This window comes from Sphingomonas spermidinifaciens (assembly GCF_002351485.1).
GTDB classification, from domain to species: domain Bacteria; phylum Pseudomonadota; class Alphaproteobacteria; order Sphingomonadales; family Sphingomonadaceae; genus Sphingomonas; species Sphingomonas spermidinifaciens.
Genome location: NZ_NWMW01000001.1, coordinates 815,467 through 834,965 on the forward strand (window position 1 = coordinate 815,467; position 19,499 = coordinate 834,965).

Here is a 19,499-nt window from a genome sequence, read left to right on the forward strand (position 1 = left end):
GCGGTCAGCTGATCGTCAGCACCGTACCCTTCAGCACCGACGAGCTTGGCCCCGCGAGAATTTCGACCTCGCCCTTCTCCACCACTTCCTGCAACTCGCGGTTCCAGAGGCGAAAGGTCTTCGGTCCCAGCGTGAACGCCACACGCCGTCGCTCGCCGGGGGCGAGCGTCACTCGCTCGAAGCCCTTGAGCTCGAGCACCGGCTGGGTGACGCTGGCCGAGCGGCGTCGGATATAAAGCTGCACCACCTCGTCGCCCGCCCGGTCACCGACATTCGCCACCTCAACCTCAACGCGCACTTCGCCGTCGGGCGCGATCCGGGGGGCGGACAGTGTGGGCGCCGCGATCTCGAACCGCGTGTAGCTGAGGCCGTGGCCGAACGGGAACAGGGGTGCCGCGTCGTCGAAAAGGTAGCCGCGCCTCGCCGTCGGCTTGTGGTTGTAGTAGAAGGGCACCTGCCCGGCGTTGCGCACCACCGTCACCGGCAGCTTGGCGCCCGGATTGACGCGGCCGAACAGACCCTCGGCGATCGCAGTGCCGCCCTCCTGCCCGACATACCAGCATTCGAGGATCGCGTTGGCGCCCTCTGCCACCTGCGGCCAGCTTGGCGGGCGACCGTTGATCGCGGCGACGACGATCGGCTTGCCGAGCGCCTTGAGTGCCGCGAACAGCTCGTTCTGCTCGCCGACGAGGTCAAGGTCGGTGCGGTCGCCCAGATGATTGCGCGCATAGGCCTCGCGGCTCGTCTGCTCCGTGTCCCCGATCGCGAGCACGATGACCTCGGCCCCGCGCGCCACCTCGACCGCCTCGGCGATCAGTGCGCGGTTCTCGGCAGGGTCGGCGAGCAGCACCTCGTCGGCCGAGCGATCGTCGGACTGCACGATCCGCACGCCCTGCGCATGGACGATCGGCCGCCCTCTCCCCACCAGCGCGCGCACGCCCTCGAGCAGCGACACCGCTTGCTGTGGCACGCTCGAATAGCCGCCCAGCCGCGCGATCGCCGCGTTGGGGCCGATCACCGCGACCGCCCCGCCCGTCGTCGCGAGCGGCAGGGTGCCGTCGTTCTTGAGGAGGCACAGCGACTTGCGCGCAGCCTCGAGCGCCAGCGCGCGCGCCTCGGCATTACCCGTGACGCGCAGCGCCGTGCGCAGGTCGCCATAGGGGTTCTCGAACAGCCCCGCGCGGAACTTGAAGGCGAGGATGCGTTCGACGGCCCGGTCGATCAGCGCCTGGCTGACCTTGCCGCTGCGCACCTGTGCCACCAGCGTCCGATAGCATTCACCGTCGGGCAGCTCCCAGTCGACCCCCGCCGCCAACGCCTGCCGCGCCGCATCCTCCTTGTCGGTCGCGACGTGGTGGAGGCTCGCCAGCTCGGCGACCGCGCCGTAATCGCTGACGATCACGCCGTCGAAGCCCCACTCGCCGCGCAGCACCGTCTCCAGCAGCCAGCGATTGCCGTGGCTCGGCACCCCGTCAATCTCGTTGTAGCTCGGCATGACCGAGGCGATGCCGGTGCGCTCGACCACTTCGCGGAAAGGCGGGAAGAAGTTCTCGCGCAGCTCGCGTTCGCTGATCTGCGCGGGGGCGACGTTGTTGCCCGCTTCGGGCTGGCCGTGGCCCGTCATGTGCTTAAGCGTCGCGAACACCTTGCCCGGCGGCAGCATCGGCCCCTTGCCCGTGCCCTGCAGCCCCTCGACCGCGGCGACGCCCATTTCGCCGACCAGAAAGGGATCCTCGCCGAACGTCTCCTCGATCCGGCCCCAGCGGGGATCGCGGACGATGTCGACGACCGGAGACAGGACGAACGGCACGCCCCGCGCCCGCGCCTCGCGCGCGATCTGCCCCTGTACGCGGCGCATCAGGTCGCGCTCGAAGCTGCCCGCCATGGCGATCGCCTGCGGGAACATCGTCGCGTCATTGGCCATATAGCCGTGAAGCGACTCCTCGTGGACAAGGACGGGGATGCCGAGGCGGGTGCGCTTCACCGCCCAGTCCTGCACCGCGTTGATGAAGGCGACCGTCTGTGCCGGCGTGCGCCCGTTGTTGACCGTCGCCCCCGCCGCGCCGGCAACGCCCGCCACCCCCACCTTGTCGGAAGGGCGCGTGAGCTGGCCGAAGCCGTCAGGATAGGCGGCCGAGGCCTTGGCCGGATCGAAGTCCATGCCCGACATGATCTCGCGCTTGGTCTGCCACAGCGCGATCATCTGCATGACCTTTTCCTCGAGCGTCATACGCCCGATCAGGTCGCGCACGCGGTTGGGCACCGGGGCGCGCGGATCGCGGTAGAGCGGCCGGCCGCGCTGCTCGGCCGGCACTCCCGCCCGTGCCAGCATCGGCAGGCTGAGGGCGGCACCCGCGCCCAGGATCGATCGAAGCGCCGCGCGCCGGTTTGCCATTGCCCTCTCCCTTTGCAGCGCGACGGTTACCGCTATCAGCGGGCAGGTCAACCGCGTTAAGTTGATGCCCGACTTCAATGACTTATCGCAGCAATGCGGAACCGGTCGGCCCGTTGGCACGCTTCAGCATCGGCGGGGCAACGGAAGGATGATCCATGGCCCGCACCGATTTCCTCGCCTCGCTCAACCTCACCACGCTGGTCATCGTACTTGCGGTCGCGGCGGTGATGCTGCTCCTGTTCCTGCGCCGGCGCTCGAACGCCCACCCGCTGGAGGGGCGCGAGGAGCGCAACGTCGCCCGCGACCTCGACGCCGGTCGCCCGGCGCCGGGGCACAGCCCGCCCCGCGAGCCCTGACGCCGCCCGGTTGCTCGAGCATCGAGGCGCTGCGGTGACATTGCCCGTTCATCGCCATGCGCGCAGTATGGCACGATGTTCACCCGGCTCGCCCCCTTGCTCGCTCTGGCCGCCTGCGCCCCGGTCGCCGCGCCCGAAACGCCTGCCCCCGCCACCGTCGCCCCGCAGTACCGCGCGGTCGGGACCGAGCCCTTCTGGTCGGCCAAGCTGAGCGGTGGCCGGCTGACCTATGACGATGCCGAAGGTCGCCGCATCGACATCCCCGCGCCGCCTGCACGGCCCAGCTTCAATGGCGAGCGCTACGTCACTCCCCGCCTGACCCTCGACATCACGCATACGCCCTGCAGCGACGGCATGAGCGACAAACGCTATTCCGACACGGTGCTCGTCATCGCCGACGGGCGCGAACTGAAGGGATGCGGCGAGGCGATGGCGGACAACGCGCTCGAGGGACACGACTGGCAGGTGAGCGCGATCGGCGGCGCGGCGCCCGGCGGCCCGCGCCCCGCAACGCTCCGCTTCGAGGGTGGGCGGTTAACCGGCACTACAGGGTGCAACCGTTTGACAGCACGCTATTCGATGGCCGGCGAAACCGTGACGATCGAGGCCGCGGCGACCACGCGCATGGCCTGCCCCGGGCCTGCGATGGCTCAGGAACAGCGCCTGACGGCGGCGCTGCGCGGCCCGCTGACACTCGTGCAGGGCAAGGATGGCGTGATGCTGGCGAATGCGGACGGGTCGGCGGCGGTGACGCTGGTGCCGGTTCGGCCCTGACGAGAAAGACTTGGCAGCCGACCGAGAAGGTCCACATCGCTAACTGGATGCTGCTTGATCCTGGACCCGGCCTTCGCCGGCGTAATTGCGGGCAGGTCGAGCGGCACCTCGCATGGGCCGGTCGCTGTTTTTGGCTTGGCTGACGACCGTCGCGATGTACCCCGGCTAACGCCGGGATCGTGGGCCAGATACGAAACGCTCGTGTATAGACCTGACAGCGAGCCGCTCTACTCCGCCGCCTCGGGCAGCGCCGGCGTCTCTGGCTCGACCTTGAGCTTGCTCAAGGGCCGCGGGCTTGCCTCTACCATCGGCAGGGGCTCGATCGACTTGGCGCCGGTGTCTATGTTGAGCGCCTCGAACCGCTTGGCTTGGCTCATCACCTGGCTCTCGATCGAGCCGACAAAGGCGTTGTACGCCGTCGTCGCGGTTTCGAGGTTCTTGCCGACCTTGGCGATGTGCATCCCCATCGTGCAGACGCGCGCATGGAGTTCGCGGCCGAGCTCAGCGATCTGCCGCGCCTCGCCCGCCAGCTTCTCCTGTCGCCAGACCGCAGCGACGGTGCGCGCGATCGCGATCAGGTTGGTGGGCGTCGCGATCAGCACGCGGCGATCGAACGCATAGTCCCAGAGCTGCGGCTCATGCTCCAGCGCGGCCGACAGAAAATGCTCGCCCGGCACGAACATGATGACGAACTCGGGCGTATTCTCGAACTGGCCCTGATAGGCCTTGTTGCCGAGCGCGTTGACGTGCGCCTTCATCGAGGCGACGTGCTGCGCGAGGAAGCCCGCGCGCTCCACCTCGTCCACTGCGCCGTAGGCGTCCTGATAGGCGTTCAATGACACCTTGGCGTCGATCACGAGGATCGAGTTGCCGGGCACCTTGACGATCGCGTCGGGGCGGAGCCGGCCACCTTCCGCATCGACCGACACCTCCATCAAGAAGTCGGTATGCTCGGCAAGGCCGCAGGTTTCGAGCACGTTGCGCAGCTGCTGCTCGCCCCAGCGGCCGCGCGCCTTGGGCGCGGCGCGGAGCGAATTGACGAGCTTTGCCGCCTCGGCGCGCACGCCCTCCTGCCCGGCGCGCATTCCCTCCATCAGCCCCTTGAGCTGGCCGTAAGCCTCGGTCCGCTCCTTCTCGACGCTCTCGATCCGCGCCTCGTAACGCTTGAGCGTCTGTTCGACGGGGGCGAGCAGCGCCTTGATCTTGACCTCGTTGCTGTCGCTCGCCTGATGGAAGCGCTCCTGCGCGCGGGCGAGAAAGGCATTCTGCGCCTCGCCGAGCAGGCGGTTCGACACCTCGGCAAACTGCGCAGCCATCATGTCCTTGGCCGCCTTGAACTCCTCAAGCCGCGCCTCGAATGCGCGAGCATCGGCCTTCAATGTCGCGAGGTCGAGGCGGGCGGCGTCACGTTCGATCCGCAGCGTCTCGTTCTCGCTGACCAGCTCGCCCATCCGCGCCGCCCGGTCGCTGGCGAGCGCGAGGTCGGTGATCGCCTTTTTGAAATCCTCCTCGCGCGCATCGCGTTCGGCGCGCACCCCCTCCACCCCGCGATTGCCGAGGAACCAGCCGAGCACCGCACCCACGACGAGCGCGGCGACGACCAGCAGGATGGCGAGAATCGGGTCCATGACGCGCTTCCGGAAAAAGGTGAACGGAGCGCGAACCTAAACGCTTGGGCCTATCGCCTCAAGCCGCCGACTTTCTCAGCTTGGCGAGTTTCTTCAGCACCATGTCCCGCTTGAGGCGGGAGAGGTGGTCGATGAACAGGACGCCGTTCAGATGGTCCATCTCGTGCTGGAGACAGGTCGCCATCAGCCCGTCGAACCACGCCTCCTGCGTGTTCCCGTCGAGGTCGAGCCAGCGCGCGCGGCAGCGATCGGGACGCTCGACCTCGGCAAACATCTCGGGGATCGAGAGGCAGCCTTCCTGGTAGCAGCGCTTCTCCTCCGACACCTCGAGGATCTCGGGGTTGATGAAGGCGTGGGGGCTGCGGATCGGCTTGCCCTCCTCGTCCTCGTCTTCCTGCAGGTCAATGACGAGCACGCGCTTCGGGACCGCCACCTGGATCGCGGCGAGGCCGATGCCCGGCGCGTCGTACATCGTGTCGAACATGTCGGCGACGAGTTGGCGCACGCCGTCGTCGATCGTCTCGACCGGTTCGGAGACGAGCTTGAGGCGGGGGTCGGGGACTTCGATGATCGGGAGGACGGCCATGAGCCTAAAATGGCCATTGGCCGCCCGCGGGTCAAGAAAGGTGCGTCAGGCCACGGGCCGCCGTGCGCGAAGCGCCTGCGCCAGCGTTCCCTCGTCGAGATAGTCGAGTTCGCCGCCCACCGGCAGGCCATGCGCCAGCTGCGTCACGCGGACGGGAAAGCGTTCGAGGCGATCGGCAAGATAGTGGGCGGTCGTCTGCCCCTCCAGCGTCGCGTTCATGGCGAGGACCACCTCGTCCACCCCGCCCGCCTCGATCCGGCGGATGAGCGCGTCGATGGTGAGGTCCTCGGGCCGCACGCCCTCCAGCGCCGACAGTCGCCCGCCGAGCACGTGGAAGCGACCCGGAAACAGCCGCGAACGCTCCAGCGCCCAGAGGTCAGCCACTTCCTCGACCACGCACAGCGACCGGGGATCGCGGCGCGCGTCGGCACAGATCGCGCAGGGATCGGTCGTATCGACATTGCCGCAGACGCCGCAGGTCGCCAGCCGCTCTCCCACCGCACTCAGTGCCGAGAGGAGCGGCACCAGGGCCGTCTCCCGCCGCTTGATGAGGTGCAGCACCGCGCGCCGCGCCGATCGGGGGCCGAGGCCGGGAAGCCGCGAGAGCGCCTGCGTCAGCGCGTCAATTTCGGGAGAAGCCATCTGGCTCCAAGATAGGGGGTTGCGCCGCCCCCTGCCAAGCGGTGAAGGGGGGTCATGCGGATCGTCTTCATGGGCACGCCCCAGTTCGCGGTGCCGGTGCTCGAGGCGCTGGCCGATGCGGGGCATGAGATCGTCGCCTGCTACTCGCAGCCGCCCCGCCGGGCAGGGCGTGGCAAGGCACTGACCCCTTCGCCCGTCCATGCGCGGGCCGAGGCGATGGGCGTGCCGGTGCTGACGCCGCTGACGCTGCGCGATGCGGAGGCGCAGGCGACGTTCGCCGCACACGACGCCGACGTCGCTGTGGTCGCCGCCTATGGCCTGATCCTGCCGCGCGCGGTGCTCGATGCGCCGCGGCTCGGCTGCCTCAACGTCCACGCCTCGCTCTTGCCCCGCTGGCGGGGCGCAGCGCCGATCCAGCGCGCGATCCTGGCGGGCGATGCCGAGACCGGCGTCGGCATCATGCAGATGGAGGCCGGGCTCGACACCGGACCCGTGCGGCTCGAGCGCCGCACGCCGGTGGGCAACAAGACCGCGGGCGACCTGACCGCCGAACTCGCCAAACTGGGCGCGGCGGCGATGGTCGAGGTGCTCACCGATCCAGACGCCTACCCGCCCGTGCCGCAGGCCGAGGAGGGCGTCACCCACGCCGCCAAGATCGACAAGGCCGAGGCGCGCCTCGACTTCAAAGGGTCGGCGACGCAGGCCGAGCGACAGGTCCGCGCGTTCAACCCCGCGCCCGGCGCCTTCTTCGAGGTGGAGGGCGAGCGCATACGTGTCCTGGCCGCGACCGTTTCGACCGGCGGCGCCCCGGCGGGCGCGATCATCGGCGACCGCAGCGGCTTCGCGATCGGCTGCGGCGAAGGGTTGCTCGTCCCCACGCTCGTCCAGCGCGCGGGCCGCGCGGCAATGCGGCCCGACGAGCTTATCCGCGGCTTCCCCCTGCCCGAGGGCAAGATCCTGTCGTGACGCGCTTTGCCCTGACGATTGAGTGGGACGGCCGCCCCTTCATGGGCTGGCAGCACCAGAAGCACGGGCCGAGCGTTCAGGAAGCGATCGAGGATGCCGCGCACGCAATTACCGGCGAGGACGTGCTCGTCCACGCCGCCGGCCGCACCGACACCGGCGTCCACGCGCTCGGCATGCGCGCGCATTGCGACATCGAGAAGCCCATCGAGCCCTTCCGCCTGATGGAGGCACTCAACGCGCGCCTCCGTCCCAATCCCGTCGCGGTGCTGGCGTGCGAAGTGGTGCCGGGCGACTGGCACGCGCGTTTCTCGTGCGTCGCGCGCCACTATGAATACCGCATCCGCATGCGCCGCGCGCCGCTGACCCTCGAAAAGGGGTTTGCATGGCGCATCGCTCCGCCGCTCGACCCGCATGCGATGGCGGCGGGCGCGGCGATGCTGGTCGGGCGGCACGATTTCACCACCTTCCGTTCGGCGCATTGCCAGGCGGACAGTCCGCTGCGCACGCTCGACCGGCTCGACGTGGTGGCCGAGGGCGACCTGATCCGCGTGTTCGCCTCGGCGCGGTCGTTCCTCCATCATCAGGTGCGCTCGATGGTCGGCTGCCTTGCGCTGGTGGGGCAAGGCCGCTGGTCGCCGGAGGACGTGCGCGCGGCGCTGGCGGCAAAGGACCGCGGCGCGCTGGGGCTGAACGCGCCGCCGGACGGGCTCTACTTCGTGCGCGCAGACTATCCGTCTGACGCTGCCAGCGATTGAGCGTCAACCGCGAAGCCTGGAATGACGGGCGCAGCCGGATCGAGCGTCAGCGGCTGAACGACCCCACCAACTCGACATGCGTCGACCACAGGAACTGGCCGACCGGCTGCGCCCAGTCGAGGCGGTATCCACCCTCGCACAGCATCTTCGCATCGCGCGCGAAGCTGCTGGGATTGCAGGATACATAGGCGATCCGGGGCACCCGCGCGCCGGCCAGGTTCGCCGCCTGCTCGCGCGCCCCCGCTCGCGGCGGATCGAGCACGATCGCGTCGAACCGGTCGAGTTCCTCCACCGTCAGCGGCCGACGGAAAAGATCACGATGGTCGGCGAACACCGCCCGCCCCGCCTGTGCGGCTCCGGCCTTCAGGGACAGCACCGCCTCTCGCGCGCCCTCGGCGGCATAGGCTCGGATGCCGTCGCCGAGGCCGAGCGCAAAGGTGCCGAGGCCCGCGAACAGGTCGGCGACGTTGCGCGCTTCCCCGATCGCCTCCCGCGCCGAAGCGATCAGCGCCGCCTCTCCCTCGCGCGTCGCCTGGAGGAACGCGCCGGCGGGCAGCGGCACCGCGGCTCCGCCCAGCGTCACCGTCACCGGCTCGGGCGCCCAGCGCGCCTCGGGGCCATAGGCATCGTCGATCGACAGCCGCGCCAGATGATGCCGCCGCGCGAACGCCGTGATCGCCTCGGTCGCGGCAAGCCCCTCACTCAACCGTCCCTTGAGCACGACGTCGATGCCCTGATCGGCCAGCGTCAGGTGGACGTCGACCCGCCCCGATTGCGGCAGCTGCGCCGCCAGCAGTCCTCGCAATGGTTGGAGCAGCGCGAACAGCTCAGGCGCGAGGATCCAGCATTCGTCGAGGTCGATCAGCGCATGGCTCTGCGCACGCGTGAAGCCAAGATGCACCTGGCGCCCGCGCCGCTCGGCATGGAGCGTCGCGCGGCGGCGCGTCCGCGGCGGGCTGACGATCGGCGCGCGGATGGGGGCGTTGAGGCCCTGCGCCTTGAGCGCGCCCTCGACGCGATCGTGGAGGTACGCGGCATAGGCCGCCTCATCGAGATGCTGGAGCTGGCAGCCGCCGCATTCGGGATAATGCTTGCACGGTGCGGCCCGGCGATGCGCGCCCGGCGCGACGCTGCCGTCCTCGAACACGCGGTCGCCGGGCGCGGCGAGCGGCACGTGCCGGCCCGAGGCGGTCACGCCCTCGCCGCGCGCGGCCACGCGGACGATTTCCTCGTCGGACCCTACAGGCATTCGGCGATCGCGTGGGGAATGTGCATCGGCAGATCATCGGCGACCAGCGCCGGTCCCGCAAGGCGTGCCGCGCGCGCATGCAGCCATACCGCCTCGCAAGCGGCGCGCATCGGCGCGCGGGTGGCGGCAAGGCGAGCGGCGACGAGGCCCGCGAGCACGTCGCCCGTACCGGCGGTCGAGAGCCAGGCGGGCGGCTGCACGACTCGTGCACTGCCGTCGGGCGCGGCGATGACGGTCGCCGCACCCTTGAGCACGACGATTGCCTTGCTCCGGCGTGCCGCTTCGAGCGCGGCTGCGATGCGATCGCCCGCAGGCGGTCCGAACAGGCGCGCGAACTCGCCGGCATGTGGGGTCAGGATCGTCGGGGCAGGTCGCCGGGCTAACGAGTCGACATCGACGAGCGCGAGGGCGTCACCGTCAATGACAAGTGCACAGTTGCTTGTCAGCCATTGCTCGCATGTCCGGCGAGCTTTGTCGTCGCGGCCAAGCCCCGGCCCGACTAGTACCGCGGCGGCGCGGTCGGGGTCGATCTCTTCACGATGCACCACCGCATCGAGCGGCACGCGCGCATCGGCGCTTGCCAGCACGACATAACCCGACCCGCCCCGTGCCGCCGCCGTTGCGGCCAGCCGCGCCGCGCCCGGCATCGCCCCGCCGACGACGCCGACCAGCCCGCGCGTATACTTATGATCGTCGGATCCGGGCGGCGCGATACGCGGCTGCGCCAGCATGCGCACCTCCGAGCGGACCGCCAGCCCGATCGGGTCCACCAGCAGCGCTCCCGTCGCAGCGACGCCCTCGCCCTGAAGATGCCCGCGCTTGACCGCCCCCAGCGCCAGCGTCGCATCAGCGCGCAGCACCGCGCCCGCCGCCGCGCCCGTATCGGCGTCGAGGCCCGAGGCGATGTCGATTGCCAGCACGAACCCCGCCGCGGCACGCAGCCGGGCGATCGCGGTGGCGACCTCGCCCTCGATCGGACGTGACAGGCCGATGCCGAACAGGCCATCGACGACGACCGGCTGCGCGGGCGCGTCGGCAAGATCGACCGTTGGCCCGCGCCACGCCGCCTGCATCGCTTCCGCAGCACCCGACCAGCGCCCGCCCAGCGCCCCGACCGTCACGTCATGGCCCGCCGCCGCAAGCAACCGGGCTGCGGCGAACGCATCGCCGCCATTGTTGCCGGGACCCCCGAGGACAAGAATCGATCGCCCCCTCGCAAATCGGGCCGCCTCCCGCGCCACCGCGGCGGCGGCGCATTCCATCAGCTCGGCCTGGCTGGTCCCGCGGGCAAAGCACGCGGCCTCGACCGCGCGCATCTCGGCCGCGGTCAGGATCGGGGCGTCAGTCGCCCGCATCCGCCCCGGTCGCATTGCCCGGCGCCTCGGTCGGCGCCGCGGCGGCGGGAAGGCGATAGCGCGCTCCCCCCACCTCGACCTCGATCCGGCGGCCGTCGCTTCGCACGATCGCCGGCTCGGCACCGTCGGCGGCAGCGATCTCGCGCCCATCGGCACCGACGCGCAGCCGGTGAAAGCCGCCGTCGGGAAGGCGGACTGTCAGGAGCGTGCCCCGGTCGTCGGCGATCCGATCGACGCTGCACGTGCGCCGGAACTCGGCCTCCCCCGGCGGCGCGCAGAAGATGCGACCGTCGGGGCCGCCCGGCTTGCCCGTGGGTGCGGCGGCGGTGGTCGTATCGCCCTCCGCCGCAGGCTCGCCCGCGTTGCAGCCTGGCAGCAACAGCAGCCCCAAGAAGATCGTCCGTTTCATCCGCCCCCTCCGACCACGCCGCGCGCCTGTTCGATCAGGGGTGCCAGCAAGCCGGCCCAGCGCGCAACCCCCACATCGTCGGCGATCAGGTCGTTGCGCACCTCGATAGACACACAAGCGATCCCCCGCCCTTCCCCATGCCGGTCGAGCGTCGCGTTGAGCAGACGACCCGAGTAGGGCGCGTTGTCGCCCGTCTCGATCCCGGCAGCACGCAACCCGGCGATCATCACCCGCGCCGCTCGGTCGTCGCGGTTGTAGAGGATGCCGGCCTCGAGCGTGCGCGGCGGCGCGCCGCGAAGCTGGCGGGTAAAGCTGTGGATCGCGACGATCAGCCGGGGGCGGCGCGCCTTGACCTCGGCTGCCACGGCCGCGTGATAAGGTGCGTGGAAACGGGCGATGCGATCGAAGCGGTCGGCACCGACATTGCCGGGGACGGCGACCTGATCGCTCTCGACCGGGATCAGCGCCGGATGATCGGGCTCGCGATGCAGCTCGATGACGAGGCGCGAGACGGTCGCGAGGATCGCCGGCGTTCCCAGCCGCGCCGCGAGCGCGCGGGTCAGCGGCTCGGCGCCGATGTCCACCGCGACATGCTCGCCCATCACCTCGGAGGCGACGCCCAGTTCGATGCCGGCCGGCACGAGGTTTGAGGCGTGGTCGCACAGCAGCAGCACGTCGCCCGCGCCCTCGACCAAGAGAGGCGCGTTCATGCGAAGCGCGGCGAGCGGCGCTCGCGATAGGCCGCCAATCCTTCGACCACGTCATCGCCTGCGAACAGCCTGTCGAACGCGGCGTCGTGGTCGGCCGTCGGGTCGTTGAGCACGGCCTTGAGCATTCTTGTCGAAGCCATTGAGTTGCCGGCGATCGTTCTTGCCAGCACGAACGCCTCGTCCCAAGGATCGGTCGCGACCGCGTCGAAGAGGCCGATCGCGGCGGCGGCGGGTGCATCCAGCACCTCGCCGGTGAACAGCAGTCGCGCGGCCCGTCCGCGCCCGACCTGCGCCGTCAGCCGCGCCACGTCCGCGGCCGGATAGCCGATGCCGAGCCGCGCGGGCGTCACCGCCAGGCGCGCGCCCTCGCCCGCGACGCGAAGATCGGCAGCGAGCGCCAGCGCGACTCCAGCGCCATAGCAGCCGCCCACGACTACGGCGACGACGGGCACCGAGACCGTCGCCAGTGCCTCGATCCCTCGCCGCATGGCCGGCCGGAAAGCAGCAGCCGCCGAAGGATCATCGACGAACCCCGCAAACTCGCGCAGGTCCGCGCCTGCGGAGAAGTTCTGCTCGCCCCCGATCAGCAGCACGCGCGTCGCGGCGGGCATGGCCGCCAGGATCGACGCCAGCCGGTCCCATTCGGCGACGGGGATCGCGTTGCGGCGCTCGGGCGCGTCGATCGTCAGGCGGGCGATGCCCGGCTCGGGCGTGTCGAGAAAGAACATCGCCGCCCGCGATGCCGCATCGCGCGGCGCGTGTCACGCCGCCGTGAACGAGGCGGGGGAGGTGGCGGGGTCCGAAGACCCGGCCACCGGCAGGCGATCCGCTCCCGGCGTACGGCCCGCTTCCCCGCAATCAGCAAGACCCGTGCCGACCGATTCGTCCAGCGCGGCGGCGCGGGAGGCGTCCCGTGAAGGGACTCCGTCTGTCACGCGAGTGCCGTTTCGAGACACCACCAGCCATCGGGCGCCAGCGCCGCAGCCGCATCGCTGCACCGCGCACGATCGTCGAAGAGGGCGAAGCAGGTCGCCCCCGATCCCGACATCCGGGCGAGGATCACGCCCGGCTGTGCCGCGAGCAGCGCCAGCACACGCTCGATCGCCGGCGCGAGGACGCGGGCCGGTGGCTCGAGATCGTTGCGCCCCGCGAGCGCCGCCGCGATCGGATCGCCGCTCGCGACCGGTCCGCGATCCGTCCCATCCCAGCGCGCGAACACCGCCGCGGTCGAAACCGGCACGCGCGGATTGACGAGCAGTACCGGCAGCGGCGGCAGCGGCGGCAGCGGTTCGAGCCGCTCCCCGCGCCCACGCCCCACCGCCGCGCGGCCGAGCAGGCAAGCCGGAACGTCGGAGCCGAGCGCCTCGGCACAAGCCACCAGACGCGGATCATCGTTCGCCACGCCATGCGCCCGCGCCAGTGCGCGAAGCGTCGCGGCGGCATCAGCCGACCCGCCGCCGATGCCCGAGGCAACGGGCAGCCGCTTGACCAACTCGATCGCCGCGCGCGGCACCGGCTTCACGCGCTTGGCGAACAGCCGCTCGGCGCGCAGGACGAGATTGTCGGCCTCGCCCGACAAACCGCCGGCGAAGGGCCCGGTGATCGTCAGCCCCGGCGCGCCCGCCGTGTCGAGCCGGATCGTGTCGCCATCGGCCACGAAAGCAAACAAGGTCTCGAGCTCGTGATAGCCGTCGGGCCGCCGCGCGCGGACGTGCAGCGCCAGGTTTAGCTTGGCGGGCGCGGCTTCTTCGATCATGTCACTCGGCGGAAAGGCCGCGCTCCAGCTTGGCGGCGAGGCGCGTCCTGTCCGCCCCCTCGGCATGGACCGACGCCGCGCGCCAGGCGTAGCGCGCCTCGTAGCGCCGCCCGCTGGCCCAATAGGCGTCGCCCAGATGCTCGTTGATCTCGACATTGCCGGGATCGGCGGCGGCAGCCTGTTCGAGGAGGGGCAACGCCTTTGGCACCTGCCCTCGCCGGACATAGGCCCAGCCGAGCGAATCGGTGATCGAGGCGTCGTCAGGCTTCAATCGCCGCGCCTTTTCGAGCAGCGCCTGCGCCTCCGGCAGGTCGCGCCCGCGCTCGGCCAGGGCATAGCCCAGATAGTTGAGCGCCACCGGCTCGTCGGGCGCCAATTCGACCGCGCGGCGCAGATAGGGCAGCGCCTCGTCGAACCGCCCGGCCTGCTCGAGCGCGCCGCCGCGCTGGAGGTTGAGCACCCAGTCACCCGTGCCGCCCGCCCGCGTCATCGCCGCGGCATAGGCGTCTGCCGCCTCGGCGAAACGGTTGGAGGCGATCAGCAAGTCGCCGAGCGTCCGCGCTTCGTTGGCATCGGCGTCCTTTGCCGCCGATCGCTTGGCGGCGAGCGAAATCGCAACGTCGCGCTCGCCCATCCGGTCGAGCACGGCAATGCGCAGTGCCTCGGCCCCGTTTGCCCAGGCGCTCTTGGGCTTCACTTCCTGGATCAGCGCCAGCGCGCGCCGCGCCGACCCGTCGCGCGATAAGGCGTCGGCGAGGAGTAGCCGCGCGCGGTCGTTCAGCGGTTCGAGCAGCAGTGCCGTGCGGGTAAGGAGGATAACCAGCGGCGAAGGCTCGTCACCCGACAAGTCGGCGGCCAGGCGCGTGAACAGGGTCGATGCGCCGAACGCCGCGCCGGGCTTCACCCCGCGGCCGAGTGCCGCCAACTGGGCGCGCGCCGCCGGGTCCTCGCCCGCCAGCAACGCGCGAGCGGTGCGCATGTCGCCCCGCCCGGCATAGAGGCGCGCCGCGGCGATGCGGATGTCGAGGGCGCCGCCCTCGGCCAGCAGCGCCCGAAGCGCCGGGTTCGCCTCGTCGTCGCGCCGCAGGGCGACGAGGATCAGCGCCTTGGCCTCCGCCGAATAGCGGCGCTCGATCGCGTTGTCGGCGTCGGCCCCGAGTTCGGCGAGCGGATCGGCGGCGCCGGTCTCGAGCGCGATCCAGGCGCGCAGCACCGGGCCGACGAACGACAGCGGCCCCTGCCCCACCCGCGTCGCGGTGACGCGCGCGCCCGCCCAGTCGCGCGCCGCGACCTGATCGGCGAAGCGCAAGAGCGCCGCATCGGCAGGCGCGACCTTCGACGCTTCGAGCACCGCCAGCGCGCGGCGGGCGAGCGCCATGTCGCCGACCGACACGCCCTCGCGAAAGGCGCGGATCGCGATCACCTCGTTGCCCGGATCGGCAGCGAGCGCGACGGCATAGCCGCGCGCCGCGACGTCGGCCGCGCCGTCCGCATCTGCCGCGCGGGCGCGGACATAGGCGGCCAGATCGCTGCCGCGTGGCGGATCCGACGCGAACGCCGGTGCGGCGAAACTCACACCGGCGGCGAAGATGAGCGCGTTACATGTTCGGATAGTTCGGCCCTCCGCCGCCCTCGGGCACCACCCAGTTGATGTTCTGGGTGGGGTCCTTGATGTCGCACGTCTTGCAGTGGACGCAGTTCTGGGCGTTGATGACGAACCTGGGATCGCCCGTTTCCTCGCCCACCACTTCATAGACGCCGGCCGGACAGTAACGCTGCGCCGGCTCGTCGTACAAGGGCAGGTTGTGCGCGATCGGCACGTCCGGGTCCTTGAGCGTCAGGTGGACGGGCTGATCCTCCTCGTGATTGGTATTCGAGATGAACACCGAGGAGAGGCGATCGAAGGTCAGAACGCCGTCGGGCTTGGGATAGTCGATCGGCTGGACCTCGTTCCTGCCCCACAGGCTCTCGTGATCGGGCTTGTGATGCATCGTGTAGGGCAGCTTCAGCCCCCAATGCTCAAGCCACATGTTGACGCCCGACAGACCCGAACCGAAGAAGTCGCCGTATTTCTTCACCAGCGGCACGACATTGCGGACGCGGTAGAGCTCGTCGCGGACCCAGCTCTTCTCGTACGCGGTGGCATAGGCCACCAACTCGTCGCCGGAGCGGTCGGCCCGCACCGCCTCGAACGCGGCTTCGGCGGCCATCATGCCGGTCTTCATCGCGGTATGCGTGCCCTTGATCCGAGGCACGTTGAGGAAGCCCGCCGAACAGCCAATCAGCGCGCCGCCAGGGAAGACGAGCTTCGGCACCGACTGGAACCCGCCATCATTGATCGCACGCGCACCATAGGAGACGCGCTTGCCGCCTTTTAGCAGCTCGGCAATCTCCGGATGCGTCTTCCAGCGCTGCATCTCCGAGAAAGGCGAGAGATAGGGGTTGCGATAGCTGAGCCACGTCACATAGCCGAGCGCGACCTGCCCGTTCGCCTGATGGTAGATAAATCCGCCGCCGTTCGATCCCGGCGTCTCGCTGAGCGGCCAGCCCTGGGTATGAATGACGCGGCCCGGCACGTGCTTGGCCGGATCGATGTCCCAGAGCTCCTTGACACCGAGGCCATAGACCTGCGGGTCGCAGTTCGCGCGCAGGTCGAACAGGCGCATCAGCTCTTTCGACAGATGCCCGCGCACCCCCTCCGCGAAAAAGGTGTAGCGCGCATGGAGTTCGAGGCCCGGCTGCCAGTCGGGCTTGCGCGTGCCGTCGCGGGCGATGCCCATGTCGCCGGTCGCGACGCCCTTGACCGAACCGTTTTCGTTGAACAGCACTTCGGCCGCGGCGAAGCCGGGGAAGATCTCCACCCCCAGCCCCTCGGCCTGCTCGGCTAGCCAGCGGCAGAGATTGCCGAGCGAGCCGGTGTAACAGCCCTCGTTATGCATGAACGGCGGCAGTGCCGCTTCGGGAAGCGAACGCTTGCCTGTCTTCGACAGCACCCAGTGATGGTTCTCGGTCACCGGCGTCTCGGCGAGCGGGCAGCCCATCGTCCGCCACTCAGGCAGCAGCTCGTCGAGCGCGCGCGGATCGATCACCGCGCCCGACAGGATGTGCGCGCCGACCTCGGAGCCCTTTTCGAGCACGCAGACGGCGAGTTCGGCCCCGGCCTCGTTCGCGAGCTGTTTCAGGCGAATGGCCGCCGACAGGCCCGCCGGCCCGGCGCCGACGATCACCACGTCATAGGGCATCGATTCGCGTTCGCTCATTCCCGTCTCTCCGTCGCCTGCCGGTTCCTCCGCATCGTCGCATGCGCGGGGCGGTCTGGCCGCAGTTGCGCTGCCCGATCATTGACGCGGGCGTCAAGTTGATAGCTTGAGATGGCGATGGGGGCCGACCAATACCACCGATGGGACGAACTGGCGGCGAGCGCGCTCGAATGGTGGGCCGATGCCGGGGTCGATGTCCTTACCGATGACGCACCGCGCGACTGGCTCGCCCGTCCGAACCGCGCGGCCGTAGCGTCCGCTGCCGCGACGCCCGCACCGGGGGCAGCCGGGCCGGACGACTATGCCAGCTTCTGGGACTGGCGGCTTGGGCCGGACGCACCCGAGCGCAATTGGGGCAACCCGATTCTGCCGCCCGAGGGGCCGCGCGACGCCGATCTCCTGATCCTGCTCGATCAACCGGGCGACGAGTCGCTGATCGATGGGGTGGAAGGGGCGATGTTCGACCGCATCCTCGCGTCGATCGGGCGGTCGCGCGGCGACGCGCTGGTCGCGGCGCTTGCGATGGCGCGGCCACCGGCCGACACAATCTCGCCCGAGGCGCTGCCGCCGCTGGCCGCCGCCGCTGGCCGCCTGTTGGCGCTCGCGCCGGCAAAAACGGTGCTGATCGTTGGACATACGACGAGCCGTGCGCTGCTCGCGGCGGACGGTGCTCCCGTTCCACGTGCTTTACATGGCATTAACCAAGCCGGCCGAGAGTTGCAGGCGCTCGCCATCGCGCACCCGCGCTTCATGATGAAGCATCCGCGGGTGAAGCGAGAAGCGTGGCGCTGTTTGCAGTCGCTCCTGGGGGGACAAGCCTGATGCGTATTCGTCTGGGCGCCGTTGCGCTTCTTGCTTCCATCGCGTTGCCCGGCATGGCGCTGGCAAACGGCAACGACGACAAGCTGCCGATCCGCAGTGCCGCGGCGAACGGCGGCATCCCCGCCCAGCTCGACGATGCCCAGCGCGAGGCTTATCGCGCCGTTTTCGCCGCGATCCGCGAGAGCCGTTGGGCCGATGCGCAGCTTCGGCTCGACGCGATGCGTCCCGGCCCGCTGCACGCAATGGCCCGCGCTCAGCTCTATACCGCCAAGGGATCGCCAAAGGTCGAGCTGACGCCGCTGATGGCGCTGCTGGCCGAGGCGCCCGAACTGCCACAGGCGCCCGACCTCGCCCGCCTCGCCAAATTGCGCGGGGCCGAGACGCTGCCGACGCTGCCGGCGCCGCAGCGGCTGATCTGGGTCGACGGCGCGCCCAACCGCATCCGCGTGAAAGGCACCGCAAGCGACGCCGCCGCCGCCGAACTCGCCAACCGCGCTCAGCCCTTCATCAAGGCCGATGACGGTCCCGCGGCCGAGGCGCTGGTCCGCGAATATGAAGGCCGGTTGACGCCCGAGGCGCTGACCGAATGGCGCCAGCGCGTCGCCTGGATCTATTTCCTGATGGGCGACGATTCCAACACGCGGCGCGTCGCCGCCGCCGCCCAGACCGGCACCGGCGAATGGGTGCCGCAGGCCGACTGGGTGCAGGGCCTCGCCGCGTGGCGGCAGAACGACTGCAAGGCGGCGCAGATCGCCTTTGCCGCAGTGGCGCAGCGTGCGCGCGACGTCGATCTGCGCGCCGCTGGCCACTATTGGGCCGCGCGCGCCGACATGGCCTGCGCCCGCCCCGACCTGATCCAGGCCCGCCTGACTGCCGCCGCCCAGTATAACGAAACCTTTTACGGCATGCTGTCGCGCCAGACGCTGGGCATCGCCGAGGCGACCGACCGCCTGCCCGACCGCACCGCCGGCGCCGACTGGAAGGCGCTGGAGCGCCGCCCCAATGTTCGCGTCGCCGCCGCCCTAGTCGAGATCGGCGAGGACGACGCCGCCGCCGAGCTCCTCAAGCACCAGGCAAGGATCGGCGATGCCGCCGACTATGCGTCGCTCGCGCGCATCGCGGGGGCGCTCAACCTGCCCGCGACGCAGATCTGGCTGTCGCACAACTGCCCGCCCGGCGCGACGCCGCAGGTCGCGACGCGCTATCCCGCGCCGAACTGGACGCCCGACGGCGGCTGGCGCGTCGACAAGGCGCTGGTCTATGCCCACACACTACAGGAATCGCGCTTCCGCTCGACCGTGGTCAGCCCCGCCGGTGCTTACGGCCTGATGCAGATCATGCCTTCGGCCGCGAGCGACATCGCCAAGGCCAAGGGGATGGCGGCGGTCATTGACCGCTCGGCGCTGTCGCGTCCCTCGACCAATATCGAGGTCGGCCAGTCCTATCTCGAAAAGCTACGCGACATGCCAGCGACGGGCGGCCTGCTGCCCAAGGTGATCGCCGCCTATAACGCCGGCCCCTCGCCCGTCGCCGCATGGAACCTGTCGTCGAAGGACGGCGGCGACCCGCTGCTCTATATCGAGAGCATCCCCTATTGGGAGACGCGCGGCTATGTCATGACGGTGCTGCGCAACTACTGGATGTACGAGATGCAGGCGGGCAAGGCGTCGGACAGCCGCCATGCTCTGTCGCAGGGCATGTGGCCGCGCTTTCCTGGCATGAAAGGGGCGACGGCGGTCAACTCGCGAAAGGGCAATGCCCGGCGGCGGTGATTCCCAGACCGCCGTTCTTCCCGATAGGCCGCCGAGCGAAGGCGTAGCGGCGTATTGAAGGACG

18 protein-coding genes are annotated in these 19,499 nt (G+C 70.3%); 6 read left to right on the forward strand and 12 right to left on the reverse strand.

Annotated elements, in window-relative coordinates; genetic code table 11:
* Positions 1–4: 4 nt before the first annotated feature.
* A complete protein-coding gene (locus COC42_RS03845; protein ID WP_096341917.1) occupies positions 5–2,395 on the reverse strand; it encodes a glycoside hydrolase family 3 N-terminal domain-containing protein in 2,391 nt (796 codons plus the stop codon).
* A 155-nt stretch (positions 2,396–2,550) separates the two neighbouring features.
* On the opposite strand from COC42_RS03845, the gene COC42_RS03850 reads away from it, so the two are divergent.
* Positions 2,551–2,751 (forward strand): hypothetical protein, encoded by a 201-nt coding sequence (locus COC42_RS03850; RefSeq protein ID WP_096341918.1) that lies wholly within the window; start codon positions 2,551–2,553, stop codon positions 2,749–2,751.
* A 75-nt stretch (positions 2,752–2,826) separates the two neighbouring features.
* Complete coding sequence (locus COC42_RS03855; RefSeq protein ID WP_096341919.1) at positions 2,827–3,525, forward strand: META domain-containing protein; 699 nt, start codon at positions 2,827–2,829, stop codon at positions 3,523–3,525.
* A 227-nt stretch (positions 3,526–3,752) separates the two neighbouring features.
* Here the strand turns inward: COC42_RS03855 and COC42_RS03860 are convergent, their stop codons facing one another.
* Genes COC42_RS03860 through recR form a run of 3 tightly spaced genes read right to left on the reverse strand, consistent with a single transcriptional unit; the run spans position 3,753 to position 6,381 of the window.
* Complete coding sequence (locus COC42_RS03860; RefSeq protein ID WP_096341920.1) at positions 3,753–5,153, reverse strand: DNA recombination protein RmuC; 1,401 nt, start codon at positions 5,151–5,153, stop codon at positions 3,753–3,755.
* Between the two features lie 58 nt (positions 5,154–5,211).
* Positions 5,212–5,739 carry a peptide deformylase gene (gene def / locus COC42_RS03865; protein ID WP_096341921.1) on the reverse strand — a complete coding sequence of 176 codons (528 nt, stop codon included), beginning with the start codon at positions 5,737–5,739 and terminating at the stop codon, positions 5,212–5,214.
* A gap of 45 nt (positions 5,740–5,784) precedes the next feature.
* Positions 5,785–6,381, reverse strand: a complete 597-nt coding sequence (gene recR / locus COC42_RS03870) for a recombination mediator RecR (protein ID WP_096341922.1) — start codon at positions 6,379–6,381, stop codon at positions 5,785–5,787.
* A gap of 54 nt (positions 6,382–6,435) precedes the next feature.
* Between recR and fmt the strand changes: the two genes are divergently transcribed.
* A complete protein-coding gene (fmt, locus tag COC42_RS03875; RefSeq protein WP_096341923.1) occupies positions 6,436–7,347 on the forward strand; it encodes a methionyl-tRNA formyltransferase in 912 nt (303 codons plus the stop codon).
* Positions 7,344–8,102, forward strand: a complete 759-nt coding sequence (truA, locus tag COC42_RS03880; protein WP_096341924.1) for a tRNA pseudouridine(38-40) synthase TruA — start codon at positions 7,344–7,346, stop codon at positions 8,100–8,102. The genes fmt and truA overlap by 4 nt, the downstream gene beginning before the upstream one ends.
* Before the next feature lie 46 nt (positions 8,103–8,148).
* On the opposite strand, the gene COC42_RS03885 is transcribed toward truA, so the two are convergent.
* The 8 genes from COC42_RS03885 to COC42_RS03920 form a co-directional block, all read right to left on the reverse strand.
* The gene (locus COC42_RS03885) at positions 8,149–9,351 is read right to left on the reverse strand and encodes a class I SAM-dependent RNA methyltransferase (RefSeq protein ID WP_096341925.1); all 1,203 of its coding nucleotides are present in this window, start codon (positions 9,349–9,351) and stop codon (positions 8,149–8,151) included.
* Positions 9,342–10,706 carry an NAD(P)H-hydrate dehydratase gene (locus tag COC42_RS03890; RefSeq protein ID WP_096343079.1) on the reverse strand — a complete coding sequence of 455 codons (1,365 nt, stop codon included), beginning with the start codon at positions 10,704–10,706 and terminating at the stop codon, positions 9,342–9,344. The genes COC42_RS03885 and COC42_RS03890 overlap by 10 nt, the downstream gene beginning before the upstream one ends.
* Positions 10,693–11,115 (reverse strand): hypothetical protein, encoded by a 423-nt coding sequence (locus tag COC42_RS03895; RefSeq protein ID WP_245843827.1) that lies wholly within the window; start codon positions 11,113–11,115, stop codon positions 10,693–10,695. The genes COC42_RS03890 and COC42_RS03895 overlap by 14 nt, the downstream gene beginning before the upstream one ends.
* Positions 11,112–11,825 carry an N-formylglutamate amidohydrolase gene (locus COC42_RS03900; protein WP_096341926.1) on the reverse strand — a complete coding sequence of 238 codons (714 nt, stop codon included), beginning with the start codon at positions 11,823–11,825 and terminating at the stop codon, positions 11,112–11,114. The genes COC42_RS03895 and COC42_RS03900 overlap by 4 nt, the downstream gene beginning before the upstream one ends.
* The gene (locus COC42_RS03905) at positions 11,822–12,553 is read right to left on the reverse strand and encodes an enoyl-CoA hydratase/isomerase family protein (RefSeq protein ID WP_096341927.1); all 732 of its coding nucleotides are present in this window, start codon (positions 12,551–12,553) and stop codon (positions 11,822–11,824) included. Before COC42_RS03905 ends, COC42_RS03900 begins: the two co-directional genes overlap by 4 nt.
* A gap of 203 nt (positions 12,554–12,756) precedes the next feature.
* Positions 12,757–13,581 carry a 4-(cytidine 5'-diphospho)-2-C-methyl-D-erythritol kinase gene (locus tag COC42_RS03910; RefSeq protein ID WP_096341928.1) on the reverse strand — a complete coding sequence of 275 codons (825 nt, stop codon included), beginning with the start codon at positions 13,579–13,581 and terminating at the stop codon, positions 12,757–12,759.
* Position 13,582: 1 nt separating this feature from the next.
* On the reverse strand, positions 13,583–15,157 hold the full coding sequence (locus COC42_RS03915; protein ID WP_096341929.1) for a tetratricopeptide repeat protein: 1,575 nt from the start codon (positions 15,155–15,157) through the stop codon (positions 13,583–13,585).
* Positions 15,158–15,179: 22 nt separating this feature from the next.
* Positions 15,180–16,841: an electron transfer flavoprotein-ubiquinone oxidoreductase gene (locus COC42_RS03920; protein ID WP_096341930.1), complete on the reverse strand. Its 1,662-nt coding sequence runs from the start codon at positions 16,839–16,841 to the stop codon at positions 15,180–15,182.
* Between the two features lie 117 nt (positions 16,842–16,958).
* Between COC42_RS03920 and COC42_RS03925 the strand changes: the two genes are divergently transcribed.
* Positions 16,959–17,663 (forward strand): uracil-DNA glycosylase family protein, encoded by a 705-nt coding sequence (locus COC42_RS03925; RefSeq protein ID WP_176484551.1) that lies wholly within the window; start codon positions 16,959–16,961, stop codon positions 17,661–17,663.
* A complete protein-coding gene (locus tag COC42_RS03930; protein ID WP_096341932.1) occupies positions 17,663–19,435 on the forward strand; it encodes a lytic transglycosylase domain-containing protein in 1,773 nt (590 codons plus the stop codon). Before COC42_RS03925 ends, COC42_RS03930 begins: the two co-directional genes overlap by 1 nt.
* The last annotated feature ends 64 nt before the right edge of the window (positions 19,436–19,499 follow it).